Origin of the sequence: Notoacmeibacter sp. MSK16QG-6 (assembly GCF_024158145.1) — a bacterium.
Taxonomy (GTDB): Bacteria; Pseudomonadota; Alphaproteobacteria; order Rhizobiales; family Rhizobiaceae; genus Notoacmeibacter.
Genome location: NZ_JAMYXM010000002.1, coordinates 312,378 through 333,505, shown reverse-complemented (window position 1 = coordinate 333,505; position 21,128 = coordinate 312,378). Strand labels below are relative to the sequence as shown.

The following is a 21,128-nucleotide window of genomic DNA, read 5'->3' as shown; positions in this document are numbered from 1 at the left end:
CTAACGCCTTAATGGCTGAAAGTCCTTCAATGATTAAGCTTCGTTCGGCAGATCCTGCTCTCTTCCTGGTTCCTGCCGTGATGGCGATGCGTTTGCCGCTCATGTTCGCCGAATTGGCTCTACCGGCCGATAAGCGTTCTGAGACGACCGGAGCCGTTACCGAAAAGCTGATTGCCGCCCAGGTCGGCGCGTGGGCCGGCTTCTCCGCCTATCTCACCCGCGCAGCATGGCTGCCCTACGACCTTATGAGCGGACGCTCGGTTTCAACCACATTCTCCGATGCGCAGGACAGGGCGGCGAATGCCGCACTATATCCGTCGATGCGTCAGGTGAAGAAGAACTATCGCAGGTTGACGCGCCGTTCTAGAAGTTGAGTTCACGAAGCAGGACGGTTGCAGCGTGGCGGATATAACGGCTGGCTGGCGCTCGCCTGTCGGCCGAGATTATGAGGCTCCCACGTAATTCCGAGCGCGGCGTGTCGCTTTGCGCTTCCAAATTGGCGGTAATAGCGAAATGCGGCGTGGTCGGCGCCTGACCAACTCCCGATGCGTCTTCGACCTCTATCGGACCGCCAAATTCGCCAGAAAGAAGCGGCAGATCGAGAAGCGGGCTCGGCGCGGCTGCAATTTCGACAATAACGCCTTTTCTCACCGACAACTCAGGATCGTCGGGTACGAAAGCTGCTTCACTTCCTATTTGGATGCGCTCAAGTTGCTCCTCGTTCACGTAAGCTCTGGCCAGTGGGGCACCGCGTTGCGCAATCGTACCGAGCGAGGTCGACGTATCGATCCAGCGGCCTCCATGTAGCGCCTCCGCAACCCAAACAAGATCGAACTCCTCGCTACTTGGATCAGGTTCGACGATCCGCAATGCGGCTGCTCGTTCTTCCAACTCTTTCAATTCGGCCTTCGCGGAAGCGACCTGTTGCGCAAATATGCGCCTTTCGCTTCGCTCCTGTGTGTCCGCGGCAATTCGTGCGAGGCGGATTTCGGCCAATCGAAGACGGGCCGTTGCGGCTTCCCTTAGATAGGGAAGGTCAGGGTCGCTCGCTTTGATGGCGAGACGACGCCTGCCGGCTGCCACCGTTTCCTCGATGCTTTCGAGGACGGCAGGCGCAGCAAGATGACGATCGGTAACCTGACGGTCTCTCATAACGGCGGGTGCGCGAATATGGCCCTGCCACGGTGCAAAGAGAGCGAGCGCCAGTACGGTTACGGTAACAAGTGTAATGGCTGTCTGGCGATTGAGCCGAAGCCGACCGCGTTGCTCGAACCAGCTCTTCAATTCACTGAATATTGGCCTGATTATAAAAAACCTGATCTCGGCGCAGAGAAGCAAGATTCCCAGCGGCTTTGCGACTAAATGGTAGACAACAAGCGCGATGCCGAGAAAAAGGAAGAAGCGGTAGATCCAACTGGCGTATGCGTGCAGGATCACGACGGAACTCATTTTCCCTGACAGCTTTTCGGGTGGCGGATCGCCGAATCCAAACACCGTTTCACGCATCTTCCAGCGGGCAAGGGCAGAACCGCGGTGCTGCAGGTTTTCAAATCCAATCAGATCAGAAAACAGGTAGTAACCGTCGAACCGCATCAATGGGTTGAGATTGACAAGCACACTCATTACCCAGCTCAGGGTCGCAAGAGCGAAGGCGATTGACCGCGCCGCTCCGTCCGGCAGCAGCGCCCAGGCGAGGGTCGCATACGCGGCGATGAAAAGCTCAACGATAAGCCCGCCTGCGCCGATCATCATTCGCTGGCGGCGCGGCAGGCGCCATGCGCCTGTCGTGTCCGTATAGAGGACAGGCATCATCAACATGAAAGCCACGCCTATTCTCGGCACCGGTATACTGTAGCGTTTCGCCATGAAAGCATGGCCGCCTTCGTGCAAAAACTTGAGGAGGATCAGGCTTATTCCGTAGAGCGCTGCACCTTCCAGGCTCGCAAGACTGGAAAACGTTTCTCGAAATCCATCCCATTGTCGGCCGGTCAACCACAGTCCAAAAAGCGCGACAATCAGTGTCAGGACCAGAAAGCCGCGGGAAAAAAGAAAACGGACATACGGCCAGGCTTTGTCCAAAAAAAGCTGCGGGCGGATGAGCGGAATACGGACGAAGAGGTAAGCGTGGAAGAGACGGGAAAAAAGAGAGCGCCGCTGCCGATTGCGAGCGTCAACTAACGCTTCGGCGTCGCCGGTTGCCAACAACTGATTGTCGCGGAGAAAAGATAGAAGCTCCTTATATTCGCTTTCGGTCGCGGCATTTACGTCGTGCCTCAGCGAGCATTGCCTTGCCTGATCGGCGCACCCCGTTTCCGGTGCCGTTAGCCAGTCCAGCATATGGGTTGGCAGTCGGAAGAAGCGGTTCCGAACCGGGTCTTCGATAAGGACTACGCTATCGGAAGCTACAGGCGCATGCAGGCGCAGATCCTGTCGGAGCGCATGAGCACCGACTGTCTCCTCCATCGCTACAATCCCAGCCGCTGCCGTAGTGCAGCGACCGGACGGCGAAAGAGGTAATAGGCGAGCGGTGCATGATCGCCGAGAAGCTGAGCGGTTCCGCGCATGCCGATGCGCAAATCTTCCGTCTGCTCGATCTTGCCGGTCAGGATATAGGCCAGGCGGTTGTCAGGCGTGACCTCCGCCCTGTAGCCTGCACCGACAATTCGCCCGCGGAGCGGATCGAACGGGCGACCGTCGAGGAAGAGACGAAATGGTGGCCGTTTTGCCAGAAGATTGGCGTCGCCGACCGGCAACTCCGCCCGCAGCCGAACCGATTTGGGATCGGCGATCTCCATTATACGTTCGCCCGTCGATACGGGTCGGCCGATCCATCGGTCGGGTCTGGAAAAAAGAGCGATACCGTCCCGCGCGGCACGGACTTCGGTTCGGGCCAGCCTGATCTCGGCTTGCCGAAACTCTGCTTCAGCAACCCGCCGCGCCGCCTCGACTTCGGCCAGTTCTCGGCGCGCTGCAGGGTCCGAAAAAGATGCCTGCCTGATCCGCTGCTCGCGCGCTGCCGCCACTGCGAGTGTCTCACGCGCAACCGTTTCGCGGCCGGACAGCTCGGTATCGTCGAATGTGAACAGCAGATCGTCTTCTGAAACCGCGCTGTTGGGCATGACTTCGATAGAACGAACGATGCCGTCTATGGGAGCAGCCACGATAAATGGTTCGTTGGCGACAATTTCTGCCGGCGCGAGGGCCGAGAGCGGCACGGGGACAAGCCCTAAAATACAGGCGCTGGCCACGCAAGCCGCCGCCAGTCGCGGTAGCCGTGCGCGGGTGAAGGCATACGGAGCTTTTGCGAAGAGGGATAATGCGTGGCCGCAGCTTTGGGCTATGCGGTTGAGTACCGGATCGTCCGATCGTGGCGCGTGATCGAACTCCAGAAGGAGCGCGCCGATCATCGGCTTTGTGCCCGTTCTTTCGCCCTCGAATTCACGGCAGTCCAGTAAGGGCATAAGAGCGGCGAAGAGTGCGCCCAAGGGGCTAGCAGGTGAATTCGATGATCTTGTGCCTTGCACAGCCGGCAAGTCGCTACTCGACAAAATTTCGATTTTTTCCAGTGAGCCGACCCGGTTATTAATAGCGGATTCCAGCCGGTTCATTTCCGGTGCATCCCGGTCAGGTCGCGAAACGTGGCTCGCATGCCGTAAAACCAGCAATCCGTTGCGTTCGACACCGAATAGGAAGGCGCGTCGAAAACCGGGCATCAGGTTTTTATCGAGTTCGGTTGTGATGATAACGCCGAGCTGATCGTAGGATTGCGCCATCCGCAGACGGCCCTCAAAACGAACCAGATCAGCCAGACGTGTTGAATGAACCGAACCATCTGTCAGCGCGGATTGTTTATCGGCCTTTATCGAAGGATCTGGATTGGCCGAGATGCTGCCCCATTTGAAATCTGAAGAGGGCGCCGGACGATTCATTTCGCAATCGCACCGGTCGTTTCAGACGGCAGATACGCCGTACCGCTCATCCCGGCCAATGTTCTACCCTTATCACCCTCTATACGCCCAACAATCTGGATGGTTTGACTGATAGCATCCACCTCGGCCGCGATCCGCTCTACCGTTGCCGACAGAATCTCGTCCGTCTCGTCGACATGAAAGGCGAAAGGCTGCCCCACGACGATCCACCGCAACCAGTGACTGGGCGCAACAAACTCGATCTCCAGCGTTCGATCGTCGAGAATGGTCATCAGGGGGTGGCCGCTGCGCGGCATTTCCGACGTTCGGACGTTCAATTCGATGACACGACCGTCGAAAGGCGCGGCGATCTCGCATCCTTCCAACCGTGCCGCAAGGGCTGCAGCTTCCGCCCGGCTTCTGGCAAGGTCGGCTTTGGCAATATCCACTTCGCCATTTCCCGCCGCTCCGTAGCGGCGCAATTCCGTCTTCTGCTTCAATGCCAGCTGGGCGGAATGTGCAGAAGCTTGCGCGGCATTCCACTCGGCGCGGTAGCGTTGGCAGGCAAAGCGGATAAGAACATCGCCCTTCTGAAAGGCCTGCCCGTCACGAAACGGAGCGCTTTCAACCGGCGCAATTAGGTCGGTGCCGATATCGAGACGGTTGGCCGGGCGAACAATGCCCCTGACGTCCGCATTCAATAATTGCGAAGAACCCTCGCTCGCCTGCTCCTGCGCCATGGCCGGCAGTATTGAACCGATTGCGATAGTTATCTGCAGACAGACTACTCTGTAGGAAATTTGTGCCGCTCGCATATGTGGTCCCCACGAATCACAATGCAATTTAAGCGTGCAAATAGGAAAATTTTCAACCCCAGACGCAAAAGCCACGTTTCGCCGGTCTTCGCGGTGAAACGTGGCCTTGCCAATCTACGCTGGCGCTTCGCCGACAAACACTGGCGAAGATACCGGGCTCCGGTACGCAATACCTGATCCGGAGCGCTGAAGCGGCTGTCCGCTTCGTCTTTCTTTCTAGTCTCTCTTCGTTACTTCTGGGTTATCGTGGCCTTAGCAAAGGGTAAAATCCGCCCCTTAAGTTTCAGGCCAGCAGGTGCCGAACCAGATTACCCACGGGATGATCGGCTTGTGAGAAGAGCCGAATAGCGGTTGCCAGGCAGATGAGGATGAGCAGTGGACGAATAAGCCAGGCGCCGCCACGGATCGCCAGTGCAGCGCCAAGGCGAGCGCCGAGAAATTGCGTGACGCCCATTGCAAGGCCGATCCGCCAGTTCACCGCGCCGAGCGCCAAGAACCCGGCAAATCCACCGATATTAGACGCGAAATTCATCAGTTTTGTATGCGCGGTGGCTCTCAGCAGGTTCTGACCTCGCAATGTCGTGAAGGCGAGAACAAAAAACGATCCGGTTCCCGGACCGAAAATCCCGTCATAGAAACCAACCGCCGGCACAGCGCTGAAACCGAACGCTCTTCGGCCAATGCGTGGCGTTTCGATCTCGGTCTTGGCCGGAGATTTCCACAATGCGAACCAGACGGCCACCGCGATTAGAAAGAACGGGAGGAGGGTGGCAAGGACGATCTGAGGCAGTAGTCCTGCAAGCCCCGCACCGGCCATAGCGGCTATTCCCGAAACAATGGCGTAGGGCCACCAGAGCCTCCAGTCCAACTGATGCGCGCGTGCGTAATGCAGGCAGGCCGAGCCCGATCCGAACATGGATTGAAGTTTGTTCGTTCCAAGTGCCGTCAAAGGCGGCATGCCAGCGAGAAGAAGTGCGGGGATGGTCAGCAGTCCACCGCCACCGGCAATCGCATCGATCAGGCCGGCAGAGAAGCCGACGCACAGTAAAGCCAGCAGAATTAGATCGAGCTCAGGCAATGCGGCACTTCCTGCACTGCCCCACGAAATTTTGGTGTGATGTGAACGGATTTTCCAAGTGTTTGCTGCCAAACATATTTTCAGTCTTAGTTCCATGCAGGGTTTCGCATCTATGAATGCGAAAAGCAGCGTTTGGGGCAATTTTGTGATGAAACCTTGACGTGTTTCTGTCACCTTAGGGCAGGTAAGGGATGTACCAATATGAGTTTGAGGGTTCCATGAAGTCTGTACTCGTCGCTTTCGTCGCCACGCTTATTCTGTCGATCAGCCCGATTTCCGCTTCCGCAGCCAAGCTAGTTGCGCAGATCGATATCTCCCAGCAGCGCATGACCGTTCTGAAAAATGGCCGTGTTCTCAGCCGGTGGCGGGTGTCCACCGCACGCCGCGGTTACTACACCCCGCGCGGCACCTATTCGGCCAAACGGATGCACCGGCAGTGGTATAGCCGGAAATACGATATGTCGCCCATGCCGCATTCGATTTTCTTTCACGGAGGCTATGCCATTCATGGCACAGGGGCGATCCGCTCGCTCGGCCGGCCGGCATCGCACGGCTGTGTTCGGCTTCACCCGAGCCATGCGGCGCAGCTTTACAATTGGACCCGTCAGGTCGGGATGCGCAACATGCGTGTCGTCATCAAGAACTAACGACGCGTCAAATCACGCTCGAAACTGCGGAGCCGGGTCTTGCGATCGGGCTCCGCCTAACATCTTCGAAATTTTAGATAGGCGTCGGCGCGTTCGCGCTGGCGCGCATGTCGGAAAAAGTACAAATATAGGCGTCGTCAGTCCATTCTCTAAATAGCGTTGGCGTGTAATCTGTCATGCCAATGGAGGAGGGGCGATTGAAGGTCGATGTCGCGATTGTTGGCGGCGGTCCTGCCGGATTGCTATTGGCCCGACTGCTTAGCCGCGCAGGCGTGGAAACGGTTGTTCTCGAACGTCGAAGCCGTGACTACGTGCTGTCTCGAATCCGGGCCGGCGTGCTGGAGTGGGGATCTGCCGAGACACTGCGGCAGGCGGGTGTCGGTGACCGCATGGACCGTGAAGGCTACGTCCATGACGGCGCTTATCTGGCGGCGGCCAATACCGCTTTCAGAGTGGATTTCATGAAGGCCTGCGGTCGATCGGTCATGGTCTATGGACAGACCGAAGTGACCCGTGACCTCTATGACGCGCTCGATCGCTCCGGGGCGGTCTCAATCGTTCACGAGGCCGAAGACGTGCGGCCACAGGACATCGAGACAGAAAAGCCATTCGTCACCTATCGGAAGGATGGCGTTGATCACCGGATCGATTGCCAGTTCGTCGCAGGATGCGACGGCTTTCACGGTGTTTGCCGCCAGACCATTCCGCAAGATGTGCGCAAAGAATACGAACGGGTCTATCCTTTCGGTTGGCTTGGCGTTCTGTCACGCACAGAGCCGGTCAGCGACGAACTGATTTATGCCAATCATGAGCGCGGTTTTGCGCTGGCGTCCATGCGCAACGCCAATCTGTCGCGCTATTACATACAGGTTCCGGTCAATCAGAAGGTCGAGAGTTGGTCCGACGATGCTTTCTGGGACGAATTGCGACGCCGCCTGCCGGCTGATAGCGCCGAGGCGCTAGAAACCGGACCTTCGGTAGAGAAATCCATCGCTCCGCTCCGCTCTTTTGTGTCCGAGCCGATGCGGCATGGCCGGTTGTTTCTGGCAGGCGATGCCAGTCATATCGTTCCGCCAACGGGCGCCAAGGGTCTTAACCTCGCAATCTCCGATGTTCGCTATCTTGCCGAGGGCCTCATACAGGTTATCAAGGATAAGGATGAGCACGGCATCGATATCTACTCCGCGCGCGCTCTCGACAGAGTATGGCGCGCCATCCATTTTTCATGGTGGATGACGTCGATGATGCATCGCTTTCCGGATCAAACGCCGTTCGACCAGCAGGTTCAGGAGGTCGAACTGAAGCGCATCAGGGATTCCGAGGCTGCACAAACATTGATGGCCGAAACCTACACAGGCTTGCCTTACGACAGAGGGCTCCAACACCTCGATACTCAAGTTTGATGCGGTTGTGACGCAAGCGATCGTATCTGAAGGCCGTGCGCTGAACGAGAAAGGGACAACATGCAATCGGTTTCGCCCAATGGCGTTGCGCTTCATTACGATGTGAGAGGCAACGCCTCCGGTCCGACGATCTTTTTCTCCAATTCCCTCGGAACGGATTTTCGCATTTGGGACGCGGTAGGGAGCGAATTGGCCGACGATTACCGCCTTGTTTTCTACGACAAGCGCGGACACGGCCTTTCTGGCCTGCCGAACGGACCGCTGAGCATGAGCAATCACGTCGATGACTTGATCGGACTGATCGAACATGTAGATTGCGGTCCCGCAATCGTATGCGGCCTGTCAGTCGGCGGTCAGATCGCCCAGGGTGTCTATGGCAAGCGCTCCGATCTCGTCTCGGCGCTGGTTCTCATGGATACCGCCCACAAGATTGGCTCGGACGAGATGTGGAATACGCGCATCGAGCATGTTCGGAGCAAAGGCATAGCGGCCATTTCCAGCGATATCCTCGCGCGGTGGTTCACCGATGATTTCAGGCGCGGCGATCCGCAATTTCCGCTTTACCGCGCCATGCTCGAACGCACGCCGGTCAAAGGATATGCAGGGACATGCGAGGCGTTGCGCGACAGCGATTTCACGGAGGTGGCGCAATCGATAACTGTGCCGACACTGCTACTGGTCGGTGAGGAGGATGGTTCGACGCCGCCACAGTTGGTCCAGAGCACGGCCGATCTGATTGCAGGGAGCCTGTTCGAAACTATTGGCGGAGCCGGGCATCTGCCCAATATCGAGCAACCTGGAGCAGTCGTCCGTCATATGCGGTCATTTTTGAATGGGCTGGGAGGAACGAGAGCATGACCGTTTCGAACCGTGTACCCCGTACGCCGGCTACCCAACGGCATGATGAAGGAATGGCGACACGGCGGGGCGTTTTAGGCAACGACCACGTCGACCGGGCGGAAAAGAACAAAACGATTTTCGACGCGCCGTTTCAGGACATGATCGTCGATGCCGCATGGAGCCGCGTCTGGTCGTCAGACGCCATCACCAGGCGCGAGCGTTCGATGCTGACGCTTTCCCTTCTGGCAGCCGGCGGACATTGGGACGAATTCACGATGCATCTGCGGGCGACGGCGCAGACCGGTGCGGAACCGGAAGACGTGCGCGAGGTGTTGCTGCATGTTGCGATTTATGCCGGCGTGCCAGCCGCCAATCACGGCTTCAAACTGGCGAAGGACTATTACAGATCGATTGGTGTCGATCTGGGAGAACTGGAGAGCGTTTAATGTCGAAACTTTTCAGCCCGACTGAAACCGGCGCGTTCGTTGCGCGAAATCCCGGCATTCATCCGCCCTCGTACACACCGGGATACAAGACTTCCGTCGCGCGTTCGCCGAAACACGCAAAACTTTCGCTCGGCATGACCCTGTCGGAGATGACGGGTCCGGTCTTCGGCCACGACATTCTAGGTGACCTCGACAATGATATGATCCTGAATTTCGCCGCGCCAGGGGAAAGCCCAATCGGACAGCGGATCATCGTTCATGGTCGTCTGCTGGACGAGCGCGGGCGGCCTGTTCCGGGCGCTCTCATCGAAGTCTGGCAGGCCAATGCCGGGGGACGATACCGCCATAAGAAAGAATCCTATCTTGCCCCGCTAGACCCGAATTTCGGCGGCTGCGGCCGGGTCATTACCGATGATGACGGCTATTATTGTTTCAGGACGATCAAGCCAGGGCCTTACCCCTGGCCCAATGGGCCGAATGAATGGCGCCCGGCGCACATTCATTTCTCGGTTTTCGGGCACGGTTTTGCGCAGAGGCTGATTACACAAATGTATTTCGAGGGCGATCCTCTCATTCCACTTTGCCCGATCGTGCGGACAATTCCGGATGAGGAGGCGATCAAACGGCTGATTGCGCCGCTCGACATGAACCACACGATCCCGATGGATGCTCGAGCCTATAAATTCGATATCGTGCTGCGCGGACGCCGGTCGACATTGTTCGAAAACCGGCTGGAGGGGAACTGATGGTGCAACCGCTCGATACGCTCAAGGAAACCTCGTCGCAGACGGCTGGACCTTACGTTCACATTGGGTTGACGCCTAATTTCGCTGGCATCTCCGGTATTTACGACGAAGATCTCGGAACCAGAATCATCGAGGATGGCGTCAGAGGCGAGCGCATCACGGTGGCGGGCAAGGTGATCGATGGCACCGGCACGCCGCTGAAAGATGCGGTGATCGAAATCTGGCAGGCAGATGCCGACGGTCTGTACAATTCACCAAGCGAGACACGCGGAGAAGCAGATCCGAAATGCCGTGGATGGGGCCGGTTTCCTGTCGATGGGGCCGATGGGTCGTTCTCGTTTGAAACGGTCAAGCCTGGAAGGGTTGCGCATCCCAGCGGGCGGGATCAGGCGCCACACCTCACTTTTTGGATCGTTGCGCGGGGTATCAATATCGGTCTTCAGACACGCATGTATTTCGCCGATGAAGAGGAGGCGAATAGTGAAGACCCAATCCTGACGAAAATCGAGCACCAGAGCCGGGTGCCGACCTTGATTGCCTGCAAGGAGGCGGACGGTTATCGTTTCGATATCCGTATTCAGGGTCACAATGAGACGATCTTTTTCGATATCTAGGTGACGTTTCGCTGGGCTAGGCGTGTGGCGGCACCGCAGGCCATTCTCTTCTTCCGGAAGGATTTCGATGGACGTCAAAGAAGGTCCTGCACTCGATGGAATTGGCGGAACCGTTCAGTCCTCGGCGATATTCGCCGATCTTTTGGGCGACCGCGAATTGCAGGCGTTGCTTGGCGACATCGCCATTCTTTCCCATTATCGTCAATTTGAAACCGCGCTTGTCGAAACCAAGCGCGATCTGGGTCTTGTAGAGCAAGAGCCCGCCTCCGAAGCGATACGGCATCTGGCGAGATTCTTGCCCGATACGGAGATGCTTGCGGATCGGACAGCGCGCGATGGCGTAACAATCGCCGGTTACGTCCAGCAGCTGAAAGAGGAGCTAAGCGAAGAGGCGGCTGCCGCCGTTCACACCGGTGCAACAAGCCAGGATGTCATGGATACGGCGCTTACGCTTTGCCTGCGAGATGTGAATGCGCGTCTCGAACTTCGTCTCCAGTATCTCGTCGAGCAATTGGACAATCTGTCCGCCCGTTTCGGTGACCGCACCGTTATGGGACGGACGCGCATGCAGGCGGCTCTGCCGATCAAACTACCTCATCGTCTGGAGAACTGGCGTCGTCCGCTGCGGGCATTACTGGAGGATTGGGCGCGTCTGTCGTCCAGTATCGAGTGGCTGCAATTGGGCGGTCCCGTGGGTGATCGACGCGGATTTGATGATCAGGCGGACGGGGTGGCGAGTATGCTTGCCGGGAAGCTCGGCCTGATCGATCCCGGTTATGCCTGGCACAATGATCGCCGTCCCATCATTGCCCAGGGTGAAATGCTGGCGCGGCTCTCCGGCGCTCTCGGCAAAATGGGGCAGGATGTTGCTCTGATGGCGCAGAATGGCATCGATGAGGTGACGCTATCCGGAGCCGGCGGTTCTTCCGCCATGGCCCATAAATCCAACCCCGTAGCGGCCGAGGTTCTTGTGTCGCTCGCCCGTTACAATGCCGCGCAATCAGGGCTTCTGCACAGCGCTCTCGTGCATGAACAGGAGCGTAGCGGCACGGCATGGACGCTGGAATGGATGGTTCTGCCAGCCATGTGCCTCGCAACCGGTCGCGCGCTTCTTCTGTCGACGCGCCTTCTCGATCAGATCGAGACGATGGGAAAAGCGCGCGACGAGTAAGCGAGGCGTGTAAGTCTCAGGCGTCGCCTGTCTTTTCCGTGGGCGCTTCGTTTTCCGGAACTCGCGGCACAAGAGCTCGCACGACATCTTCCATGTGCAGATTGCCGACCGGCTGTCCGTCTTTGAGTACGAGGTAGTCGCGATCGACCTCGCCGCGCGAATGCCCGATGACCTCCTCAAGCGTCTGATCGTGATCGATCAGATGATCGCCCGCTTCGATCTGTGCAGCCTGTTCGACCGTCGCAGAGCCGGCAAGCGGCTCCATGACCGAGCGAACCCGGAGAACACGCGCGCGATTGATGTCGGCCACGAAGTCCTCAATGTAGGGATCGTTCGGATGAAGTAGAATGTGTTGCGGCTCGCCCTGCTGGACAACCGCGCCATCCTTCAGGATCACCAGGCGGTCTGCAAGTTTCAGCGCCTCATCAAGATCGTGCGTGATGAAGATGATGGTCTTGTTCAGATCCGTCTGCAGTTCCAGAAGCAGGTTCTGCATATCGGTGCGGATGAGCGGGTCGAGCGCCGAAAAGGCCTCATCCATCAGCAGAATTTCCGCATCTGTTGCAAGAGCGCGGGCGAGCCCGACACGTTGCTGCATTCCGCCGGAAAGCTGGTTCGGATAGCTGCCTTCATAGCCGGCGAGGCCGACCTTCTCGGTCCAGTATCGGCTTGCATCAGCCGCCTTCTTCTTGTCGATCCCCTGAACGGTCAGCCCGTAGGCGACGTTTTCCTCCACCGTGCGATGGGGGAAGAGGCCAAAGCGCTGAAAGACCATCGAGGTCTTATGCCGACGAAATTCCATCAGGCGTTTCTGATCGAATTCAAGGACGTTCTCGCCGTCGACGATTATCTCGCCGGCCGTGGGATCGATCAGCCGGTTGATGTGGCGGATCAGCGTCGATTTGCCCGACCCCGAAAGGCCCATGATGACCTGAAGCTTACGCGCGGGAATATCGACGTTGATATCCTGCAAACCAAGAACGTGAGCGTGTTTTTCCAGCAGTTCCGGCTTGCCCATGCCGTTTCGGACGGCGTCGATATGAGCCTGCGGATTATCGCCGAAAATCTTATACAGATTTCGGATGGAGACCTTTATCTCGTCTCCTGCGGAGACAGGCGCTGTGGAATCTGTCTGCGTCAATGGCCCGCCCCTTCCTCACGATAGCTTTGCATGCGGCGGCCGAACCTTTGCGAAACGCGGTCGAAGATAATTGCGAGTGCAACGATGGCCAGCCCGTTCATCAGACCGAGAGCGAGGTACTGGTTCGATACCGCGCGGAGAACCGGCACACCGAGTCCCGCAACGCCAATCAAGGAGGCGATGACGACCATCGACAGAGCCATCATGATGGTCTGGTTGACGCCGGCGAAAATGGTTGGCAGCGCCAGTGGAATTTGCACGCCGAAGAGCTTTTGCTTGTAGTCGGCGCCGAAGGCCGTTGCAGCTTCAAGAACTTCCTTGTCGACCAGCCTAATACCGAGATTGGTCAGACGCGCCATTGGCGGCAGCGCGTAAATGCACACGGCGATCAGGCCTGGCACCTTGCCGATGCCAAGAAGCATGACGACGGGGATAAGATAGACGAAGCTCGGAATGGTCTGCATCACATCCAGGATAGGGGTGATCGCTGCCTGAAACTTGTTCGAACGCGCCATCAGAATGCCGACAGGCAGGCCGATTGCGATGCAGATAACGGTTGCGACCGAAACGATGGCCAATGTCGCCATCGTATCTTCCCACATATCGAGATATCCGATGACCATGAAGCAGACGATCGTGGCGATCACCATCGTTACCGACCTGGCACCGAACCATACCAGGCCTGCAATGGCGGCAAGGACTATCGGCCATGGCGTATTGACCAGAAGCCTTTCGAACCACACCAGAAACTGCAGAAGCGGATCGAAAAAATCTTCCAGTCCTTCTCCGTAATTCCGTGAAAAGTTCCGAAAACCGCTATCGATCGCCTTTTTCAGATCGCGAAGGTCCGAACGGCCCATCGTCGGGAATTCATCAAAGAATTCCATATACTCCACCCATCATCTAAATTGCCTTCACGCTGTCGGCGCTCGTTACCGACAAAAAAGAGAGCCGCCCGGTGGGCGACTCCCGCAATCAATTGGTCTTAGAGTTTTTCTTCGACCTTTTTGGCGACGTCCTCGGTGACCCACTCACTCCAGAGGTCCTTATGCTTTTCGAGGAAGTAGAAGGCTGCATCCTCGCCACCGGCCTGTTCGTCCTGCATATAGACGAGCATCTGGTTCATCACCTCGCCGGGGAAGACACGCTTGGACAGGTAGTCCTGAGCCGGCCCCGACTTCTCGGCGAACTCATCGGTCACGACCGTCCGCACTTCGGACTTGGTCCATGCAGTTTTCTTCGGATCTTCACAATCCTGCTCGGCCAGCGCGATACAGCCGTTCCAGTTTTCGTCACCGGCGAATTCGGCTTCGAACGGCAGCAGAACCATTTCGTACTTGCCGATCATGGCGGTGGGCGACCAGTAGTAGCCGAACCACGGCTCGCCACGCTCGGCGGCTTTCGACATCGAGCCATCCAGACCAGCGGCCGAACCCGGATCGACCAGCTCCCAGCCTTTCTCTTCCATGTCGAAGGCACGGTAAAGGTTGGCGTTGACGAGCTGGCAACCCCAGCCGGCGGGGCATCCGATGAAAGCACCCTTGGATTCGTCTTCCTGGTAGGGGAAGAGTTCAGGATGTTCCAGGATCTTCTCGACCGTATCGAGCTCGGGATGCTCTTCGGCGAATTTGGGCGTCACCCACCAGCCTTCGCCAAGATCGGTAATCGGGCCTTCATTGACGATCTTCAGTTCGCCTTCCTCAATGCCCTTTTCCAAAAGGTCCCGGACGGCGTTGATCCATAGTTCTCCGGCCACTTCCGGTTCGCCCTTCTCGTTCATTGAGGCGAAGATGGTGGTGGTGCCGCCGGTCACGAGCTGCACATCGCAGCCATAACCCTCTTCCAGAATGATCTTGTCGACATTGGCCATCAACTCACCGGATGGCCAATCGAATTCAGCCATCGAGACACTGCCGCAGCTGGAGTCCTGTGCGGCGGCGCCTGTCGCGCTGAAGGCGAGGGCGGCTGCACCGGCGGCAAGAGTAAGAAGTTGTTTGTTGATCATGTCTCGTCGTTCTCCCGTACGATTTTTTTGAGATGGATCGCGCATGTAGTTCACGCACAACCAAAAGGATTGGTTGTGTCACCATAACGCTTCTGAAAGCCAAGGCAACCGGGGGGAGGTTCACCCAACGTCCCCACCAATTTCGTCAGCCGAGACTATATTTCGTTTTATTTCAGATCTATATGCCCCATCCTCACTTTACCATGAGAATTGGGCTGGATCGCCTTCATTGATCTTTTCGCGGCGCACATGGACTGTCTCGTCAGATGGCTTCAGCCCGCCGGGGCGGCGATCTTGACCGTCTTATCGCCATTGGCTTGAAGGTGCTCGGCTATGAAACCATTGCCCTTTGCGTCTTCAATGAATGCGGAGAGTGCAGCGAGGGCATTGTCTCTGCCCTTTGGTACGCACATTGCCTGAAAGATGGAGATGAAGCTGCCCGGAAGAATGTTGATGTCCTCCCGGTCGATATAGCGGGCTTCAAGTGTCTGCCTGACACCGGCAACGGCGTCATGACCGCCGCGATCGAACTGGTCCAGGGACGCGCCGGGAGTTTCTGCGCGGACGATTTCCGCCGCTTCCAAGGCCGTCGAAAGATAGAGGTCGTAAGCCGAATTCTGAGCGACGAGAATTTTGGCATGCGGTACGTCGAGCTGGTCTATTTCCTGAAATGGAGAATCGGCGGGGACGGCGTAAGTGCCCTCGATTTCGACGTAGGGCGCGGTGTAATCGACCTTTCGCGCTCTCGTTTCGTCCACGGCCAGAAAGGCGACATCCCATACATTGTCCTCGACGTCAGCGAAGGTCTTTCCCGCACCCTGGTAAGTAATCATCTCAAGTTCCAGGCCGGTCTGACGGGCCAGTTCTCGCGCCAGATCGGGCGAAATGCCTTCAAGCTGCCCCTCTGCGCCCTTCCGCGCCAAGGCTGCATTGCCGAGGTTGATTGCTGCCCGAAGGCGACCCGTCGGCGCGAGCTCGGCGAGGGTTGTTTCATCGAATGCCGTCATGATCGTCCCGTGACTATTTGCTTTGTCATGGGAGATGGCCTCCCATCGCACCGTGACAACCGCCAGTTCAATTATGCTGTCATTCCAAAGCGGCTGTGCGTTTAGCGGGCGTTTCGTCGTCCGAAAGACCGAGACCGCGCGCCTCCAGCGCTTCCGCGATTTCGTCCGCCAGCCTCAGTGTGCGGATGAGTGTCGGCCCTGCGCTTCGAAAAAAGCGATCGCGCCCGCCACGCGCCCGTTGCGCTTCGCGAACGTCCTCCGCAGCTTGCGTAATGACGGGAATGAAACGAATCGCCAGCGTCATCGCTAACGCGATCCGTTCTGCCGGTATGCCAAAGCGCTTGAATGGCCGCATCGCGGCAAGCAGCGCGTCTGAAAGAGCGGCGGGGGATGTGGTCAAAGAGAGCAGGGCGGCGAGAAGGATCAGGCTGCTGAACCGCAGGATCGTTTCGATGGCCTCGACCCAACTGGCGGCGAAAACCTGAAAAAGGGCGAGCAGCAGGATAAAGGGCAATGCGGGCCGAAGCTGGCTATAGAGGGTTTGGACGCTGAAGCGTGCGACGAGATAAAGCACGACCGTGAGGGCCAGCACCACCGCCAGGCTCCAGCCTTCCAGGAAGAACACGATGGTGCAGGTCACCGCCAGGATTATGAGCTTCAGCCCGGCGGGAAGACGGTGAATAAGGCTGGTTCCGGGCCTGTAAAGCCCGTTTATCACATCATGGCCTTTTCGTAGAGGCCGATGGCTTTCTCCGGATCGCCGTCGGCGATGACCCTGCCTTCGTCAAGCACAATGACCCGGTCGAAATGGGCCAGCAAATCCAGATGATGGGTGACGAAAATGACGGTCTGGGGCAGGGCTGCGACATGGGTGGCAATTCGCCGACTATGGCGAAGATCCAGAAGGGTCGTTGGCTCGTCGAGTATAAGCAGCTCGGGTTCGGTTACGAGAACGCCGGCCAAAGCGACAAGTTGGCGTTCGCCGCCCGACAGTTCATGCGCAAGACGTTGCCGCAGGTGCGATATGCCAAGACGTTCCAGTACGCCCGATATGCGGGTGGCATGTTCGGCTTTCGGAAAACCTCGTTCCTTCAAACCGAAAGCGAGGTCTTCCTCGACGATGGGGTAGACGATCTGGCTGTCGGGGTTTTGAAAGACGAAGCCGGTCATGCGGCGTACATCTTTTTCATTCTTAGCCGTATCGTGTCCGCAAACGCTGACCGATCCGCTGGTCGGGCGGATCAGGCCGCCCGCCATTCGCGCCAGTGTCGACTTCCCCGACCCATTGGCTCCGATGAAGCCGATGCGATGCTGTGTCAATTCCAGATTGAGCGGATGCAGAACGGTCTTGCCGTTCCGCACCAGCATTACGTCGGAGAAGGTAAGCTTCACGAAGTAGCGCGCTCGTGCGTCGCGATCAGCGGGTAGGACCGGCGGACCATCAGGGCGATGGCGGACGCGATGGCCGCCTTGATGAAGTCGCCTGGAAGATAGCTGGCTGAGCCGATGGCCGTCTTTATCACCGAGATATCCGTCGCATAAGACAGCCAGAGTATGCCAAGCGGGTAAATCGCTAGAATGCCGCCGGTGACGCAGGCCAACATCATCCATCCGAAATTCATTCGCTGCCAGAACCGCTCGGCAAGCCAACCGACAACAAATGCGCCAATTGGCCAGGAGAACAGGAAACCGGCGGATGGGCCGGCGAATACGCCGAGGCCGCCCCGCCCGCCCGGCAGAAGCGGCAATCCGATCGCGACGAGAACCAGAAAGAGTAGAACGGCCAGAGCGCCGCGCCGGGCGCCCAAGATGGCGCCAGCCAGCATCACGCCGAAACTCTGTGCGGTGATCGGCACGGCCAAGACAGGGATCTGGATGGCGGGTACAAGACCGAGCACGGCGATGAAAGCAGCAAACAAGGCGATAAAGGAAAGACTACGCGTATTCATGAAAAGTCCCTTTTGTGAGGCGGGCGGTGCCATGGAGCCCCGCTCAAAGTGAGCGGTTTCGGTTTGCATCATGCCGAGTCGAGAACGCCCGCAGGCGGGGTTCTATATTCGCACATGCCGTAAGGGCAAGATGCAGTTCGATACCTCTCCATGCATATTGGCAAACTGACTATCGTGAGGCGAGGTAGAGACTGTCTCGACTTACGATAGCGGATAAGGATGGTATCGATTTCTCATCGCATTGAGGTAACGATAGCGGCTGGCTAACTGCGCCGGTCCAGCAGCGCTTCCGCAAGCGCTGCCTCAAGAACGACATTGGACGCATACCCCCCCAACAATGCAGCGCGTGTCGCGTCAAGTTTGCTGAGGCCGCTAACAACCAGCAGTCCTTGCATACCTTTTAGGGCGGCATGATCCGCGCCGATCATACGTTCGTCGAGATCTCCCAAAATTGGTTCGCCAACCGCATCGACAAATCGACCCGCTATGATGCCGACCGCGTCTTTCGACTTGTAGTAGGAGATGTCCTCCTCTGTCGCAATCTTGAACTGAACCACATGCGTGTCGAACGTACATGGGCTCAGCGAATAGATGGCTTTATTGCAGTCCAGAAGGCGTTCCAACTGCTCGGAAAGAATCGGTTCTGCCCGCAATCTGGCCGCCAATTCACGGTCGGTACAAACAGCTGGAGCATTGAGATTGATGCACTGCGCCGATAATCGCCTCGCAATTTCGGTGGTGCAATTTTCGGAAGTCGGTAAAAGCGGGTTGGCAAGCGAACCGATGAGCTGACGCACCACGAGGTCGGGGACGGGCCACCATGGCACCCGCTCGGATACGAACGATACCGTCTGTCCCCAGGAGACGCCCAGCACGTCTCCTTCTTCGACAAAGTCTGGCAGATAGTGCGCCGCTGCTTCGCAGACCTGTAATGTGACATCGCGCTCGTCGCCCTCGCCGGCGACAACGTAGGCCATCTCAAGGCCAAAGCGTTCGCATAATGCGTCGGCCAGATCGTTGGCGCGGAAATGCGTGCCGACGATCTTGACGCCAACAATCTGACGGTCACGGGCAAGGCGCAGGTAGTTGATGACGGTCGGTCGTGAAAGATTGAGCCGCTTGGCAATTTCCGCCTGATTAAGACCCTTGATGTAGTAGAGCCAAGCCACTTCTGCCACGTTTCGGTCCGAGGGGTGGTTCACTCTTGTCATATGGGTCGGTTCTCTTCGCCGCTTCGCTTATCGCGTGTTGTTCTGTTTATGCCGCCTTGGCGTCAAGGCGTAAGATTTCTTCAGTCACGGAGAGGTCGTCGGCAAGTCTGCGGTCCGGAAGGATTCCAAGCCCGGCGAGATCGCTATGATAGCCACGCACGGCTTCATCTGGCTCGACCTCCCGGTCGGCGACGCGCTTCATCCATTCGATCATGGCGAGTTGATTTTCCGCCTGATTGATTTTCCGTCCGAACAGAGCAATCCGCGCGCCGTGGCGTTCCGACTGGGCGATCAGTTCGAAAGTATCGCGATGCGTCGCGCCCGCCCCGCCTAGAACGCCGACGACCATTGATGGGTCGTAAGAGGTCAGTTCCTGCATCGCCTCGGGACCATTGTAGGCGACCTTGAGAAATTCAGGCCTCTCTGCTTTTGTCAGGCTTGCCAGCAAGCGAATGATGCAGTCCGTAACAAAGGCACCCGTATTCGCCGTTGGCACCGCGTCATCGATGTTGGGATTGAAAACCTCCAGGAAATGGCTGATGCCAAATTCTTCTGCCTCGCGGCGGAAATCGGCATATGCTTCGAGCGCTCGCGCGTCAGCCTCGGCGTTATTGTTGAAGGTCACAGAATAAAGGACAAGTTTCACTGGCGCGTGCGCCAGGCTGGCTCCTCTGTATGGTCGGGAGGGCGCTTCCCGATAACGCCCGGCGCGGACGTTTCCCCAAATGTCAGTCGTCTCGTTGGCGCGGAAAGCAGGCTGAACAGATGTCTTATCAAATGCCCCGCCAGCGAGCAGAACTTCCAGATTGCTCGCCGACGCGAGTAAAATGTCTACCTTATCCTGCGTTATCACCTTGCGAATCTGGTCGAGAAATTCGGGTCGTGTGCGATAGCCGGACATCTGGCCACTTGCATCTCGTCGCGCACCCGGCGCCGTTACGCCTCCGGTTACGTCTGCATCCTTTGCATCGGCGATGATGAAATCGCCTTTGCGATAATCACCCTTGCGAATTCGTGCGATTTTTTCAGCATAACGGCTACTGCTCATAGCGTTTCATCCGGGCTGCGGAGTGACTTTCCGGTCTTCGGGTCGAAGACGTGAATGTGTTCGGGATGGATAGCGAAATGTACCGTCTGGCCCGGCTGAAGCCGACGAAACTCTTTTGTGACAAACGAAATTTCCTGCCCGTCCATCTCGGTGATGATCTGACCCTCGCTCCCCATATTCTCAACCAGAACAACGTGGCCGGTCAGGGCGTTGGTGGCATCTGGTTCGCAAAGATCCATGCGAGACGGCCGAAGCCCCAACTCGACATCGCTCCCGTCCTTGAGCGAAGGAAACATTTCGGGCGACAAACGCAACGCAATTTCGCCTGCTGTCGCAAGCAATCCTTCCGGATCGACGGATATCTTGGCTTGCAGAAAGTTCATCGCTGGTGTGCCAATGAAATCGGCAACGAAACGGCTCGCCGGACGCTCAAAAATCTCGTCGGGAGTACCGATCTGCTCAATCCGGCCAGACTGCATCAACACAATGCTGTCAGCAATTGTCATCGCCTCCAACTGGTCGTGGGTGACAAAAATGGTCGTGGTTTTGAGCGAGAGGTGAATCTTGCGTATTTCGGTTCGTAGTTTCTCGCGAAGCTTGGCGTCGAGGTTCGACAGCGGCTCGTCGAACAGAAAAACTTTCGGCGTCTTTATCATGGCGCGCGCCATGGCGACGCGTTGCTGCTGGCCTCCAGAAAGGTTTTTTGGCTTGCGGTCCAGAAAAGGCTCCAAGCCAAGCAACCCCGCCACATGATTCAAGCGACGGTCTATCTCATCGCGCGCCACGCTCTGACGGCGCAGGCCGAAGGTAATATTGTCCGCCACCGACATGTGCGGATAGAGCGCGTAGGATTGAAACACCATCGCTACATCGCGTTCTCCGGGCGGCAGGGTCGTCACATCCTCGTCGCTGATCTCGATTGTACCGCCCGTTACATCCTCCAGGCCGGCGATCATGCGCAACATCGTGGATTTGCCGCAGCCGGAGGGGCCGAGAAAGACCACAAATTGATGGTCCGGAATTTCAAGGTTGAGCCCGTCTATCACGGGATGGGCACCGTAAGCCTTGACTATATCGGTGCAGGAAATGTTGGCCATGA

22 protein-coding genes are annotated in these 21,128 nt (G+C 57.5%); 8 read left to right on the top strand and 14 right to left on the bottom strand.

Features of this window, described 5'->3' with window-relative positions; all coding sequences use genetic code 11:
- Positions 1–29: 29 nt before the first annotated feature.
- The gene (locus tag NIM86_RS09325; protein WP_253381372.1) at positions 30–374 is read left to right on the top strand and encodes a hypothetical protein; all 345 of its coding nucleotides are present in this window, start codon (positions 30–32) and stop codon (positions 372–374) included.
- Here NIM86_RS09325 and NIM86_RS09320 read toward each other — a convergent pair.
- The 4 genes from NIM86_RS09320 to NIM86_RS09305 form a co-directional block, all read right to left on the bottom strand.
- Complete coding sequence (locus NIM86_RS09320; protein WP_253381370.1) at positions 364–2,463, bottom strand: hypothetical protein; 2,100 nt, start codon at positions 2,461–2,463, stop codon at positions 364–366. The two genes, NIM86_RS09325 and NIM86_RS09320, sit on opposite strands and share 11 nt — an antisense overlap.
- A 2-nt stretch (positions 2,464–2,465) precedes the next feature.
- A complete protein-coding gene (locus tag NIM86_RS09315) occupies positions 2,466–3,929 on the bottom strand; it encodes an efflux RND transporter periplasmic adaptor subunit (RefSeq protein ID WP_253381368.1) in 1,464 nt (487 codons plus the stop codon).
- Positions 3,926–4,723, bottom strand: a complete 798-nt coding sequence (locus NIM86_RS09310; protein WP_253381366.1) for an efflux RND transporter periplasmic adaptor subunit — start codon at positions 4,721–4,723, stop codon at positions 3,926–3,928. The genes NIM86_RS09315 and NIM86_RS09310 overlap by 4 nt, the downstream gene beginning before the upstream one ends.
- Before the next feature lie 283 nt (positions 4,724–5,006).
- On the bottom strand, positions 5,007–5,801 hold the full coding sequence (locus NIM86_RS09305; RefSeq protein WP_253381364.1) for a TSUP family transporter: 795 nt from the start codon (positions 5,799–5,801) through the stop codon (positions 5,007–5,009).
- Positions 5,802–6,019: 218 nt separating this feature from the next.
- On the opposite strand from NIM86_RS09305, the gene NIM86_RS09300 reads away from it, so the two are divergent.
- The 7 genes from NIM86_RS09300 (at position 6,020) to NIM86_RS09270 (ending at position 11,668) form a co-directional block, all read left to right on the top strand.
- Positions 6,020–6,448: a L,D-transpeptidase gene (locus NIM86_RS09300; RefSeq protein ID WP_253381362.1), complete on the top strand. Its 429-nt coding sequence runs from the start codon at positions 6,020–6,022 to the stop codon at positions 6,446–6,448.
- Between the two features lie 197 nt (positions 6,449–6,645).
- Entirely contained in the window at positions 6,646–7,851 is a 1,206-nt protein-coding gene (gene pobA / locus NIM86_RS09295; protein ID WP_253381360.1) for a 4-hydroxybenzoate 3-monooxygenase, read from the top strand.
- Positions 7,852–7,911: 60 nt separating this feature from the next.
- Positions 7,912–8,709, top strand: a complete 798-nt coding sequence (gene pcaD, locus NIM86_RS09290; RefSeq protein WP_253381358.1) for a 3-oxoadipate enol-lactonase — start codon at positions 7,912–7,914, stop codon at positions 8,707–8,709.
- A complete protein-coding gene (gene pcaC, locus NIM86_RS09285; RefSeq protein ID WP_253381356.1) occupies positions 8,706–9,137 on the top strand; it encodes a 4-carboxymuconolactone decarboxylase in 432 nt (143 codons plus the stop codon). The genes pcaD and pcaC overlap by 4 nt, the downstream gene beginning before the upstream one ends.
- Positions 9,137–9,883 (top strand): protocatechuate 3,4-dioxygenase subunit beta, encoded by a 747-nt coding sequence (gene pcaH, locus NIM86_RS09280; protein WP_253381354.1) that lies wholly within the window; start codon positions 9,137–9,139, stop codon positions 9,881–9,883. The genes pcaC and pcaH overlap by 1 nt, the downstream gene beginning before the upstream one ends.
- Positions 9,883–10,497, top strand: a complete 615-nt coding sequence (pcaG, locus tag NIM86_RS09275) for a protocatechuate 3,4-dioxygenase subunit alpha (protein ID WP_253381352.1) — start codon at positions 9,883–9,885, stop codon at positions 10,495–10,497. The genes pcaH and pcaG overlap by 1 nt, the downstream gene beginning before the upstream one ends.
- Before the next feature lie 67 nt (positions 10,498–10,564).
- The gene (locus NIM86_RS09270; RefSeq protein WP_253381349.1) at positions 10,565–11,668 is read left to right on the top strand and encodes a 3-carboxy-cis,cis-muconate cycloisomerase; all 1,104 of its coding nucleotides are present in this window, start codon (positions 10,565–10,567) and stop codon (positions 11,666–11,668) included.
- Positions 11,669–11,684: 16 nt separating this feature from the next.
- Here the strand turns inward: NIM86_RS09270 and NIM86_RS09265 are convergent, their stop codons facing one another.
- The 10 genes from NIM86_RS09265 to NIM86_RS09220 all read right to left on the bottom strand — a co-directional run bounded on the left by NIM86_RS09265 (position 11,685) and on the right by NIM86_RS09220 (position 21,126).
- On the bottom strand, positions 11,685–12,809 hold the full coding sequence (locus NIM86_RS09265) for a glycine betaine/L-proline ABC transporter ATP-binding protein (RefSeq protein ID WP_253381347.1): 1,125 nt from the start codon (positions 12,807–12,809) through the stop codon (positions 11,685–11,687).
- Positions 12,806–13,696 (bottom strand): proline/glycine betaine ABC transporter permease, encoded by an 891-nt coding sequence (locus NIM86_RS09260; RefSeq protein ID WP_253381345.1) that lies wholly within the window; start codon positions 13,694–13,696, stop codon positions 12,806–12,808. The genes NIM86_RS09265 and NIM86_RS09260 overlap by 4 nt, the downstream gene beginning before the upstream one ends.
- 98 nt (positions 13,697–13,794) lie before the next feature.
- Complete coding sequence (locus NIM86_RS09255; protein WP_253381343.1) at positions 13,795–14,814, bottom strand: ABC transporter substrate-binding protein; 1,020 nt, start codon at positions 14,812–14,814, stop codon at positions 13,795–13,797.
- Positions 14,815–15,086: 272 nt separating this feature from the next.
- Complete coding sequence (locus NIM86_RS09250) at positions 15,087–15,821, bottom strand: transporter substrate-binding domain-containing protein (RefSeq protein WP_253381341.1); 735 nt, start codon at positions 15,819–15,821, stop codon at positions 15,087–15,089.
- Between the two features lie 79 nt (positions 15,822–15,900).
- A complete protein-coding gene (locus NIM86_RS09245) occupies positions 15,901–16,539 on the bottom strand; it encodes an energy-coupling factor transporter transmembrane protein EcfT (RefSeq protein WP_253381339.1) in 639 nt (212 codons plus the stop codon).
- Positions 16,536–17,213, bottom strand: coding sequence for an energy-coupling factor ABC transporter ATP-binding protein (locus NIM86_RS09240; protein ID WP_371872869.1), 678 nt, complete (start codon positions 17,211–17,213; stop codon positions 16,536–16,538). Before NIM86_RS09240 ends, NIM86_RS09245 begins: the two co-directional genes overlap by 4 nt.
- Entirely contained in the window at positions 17,210–17,770 is a 561-nt protein-coding gene (locus tag NIM86_RS09235) for a biotin transporter BioY (protein ID WP_253381337.1), read from the bottom strand. Before NIM86_RS09235 ends, NIM86_RS09240 begins: the two co-directional genes overlap by 4 nt.
- Before the next feature lie 263 nt (positions 17,771–18,033).
- Positions 18,034–18,981, bottom strand: coding sequence for a sugar-binding transcriptional regulator (locus NIM86_RS09230; protein WP_253381335.1), 948 nt, complete (start codon positions 18,979–18,981; stop codon positions 18,034–18,036).
- A gap of 46 nt (positions 18,982–19,027) precedes the next feature.
- On the bottom strand, positions 19,028–20,029 hold the full coding sequence (locus NIM86_RS09225; RefSeq protein WP_253381333.1) for a hypothetical protein: 1,002 nt from the start codon (positions 20,027–20,029) through the stop codon (positions 19,028–19,030).
- Positions 20,026–21,126, bottom strand: coding sequence for an ABC transporter ATP-binding protein (locus tag NIM86_RS09220; RefSeq protein WP_253381331.1), 1,101 nt, complete (start codon positions 21,124–21,126; stop codon positions 20,026–20,028). The genes NIM86_RS09225 and NIM86_RS09220 overlap by 4 nt, the downstream gene beginning before the upstream one ends.
- Between the last annotated feature and the right edge of the window lie 2 nt (positions 21,127–21,128).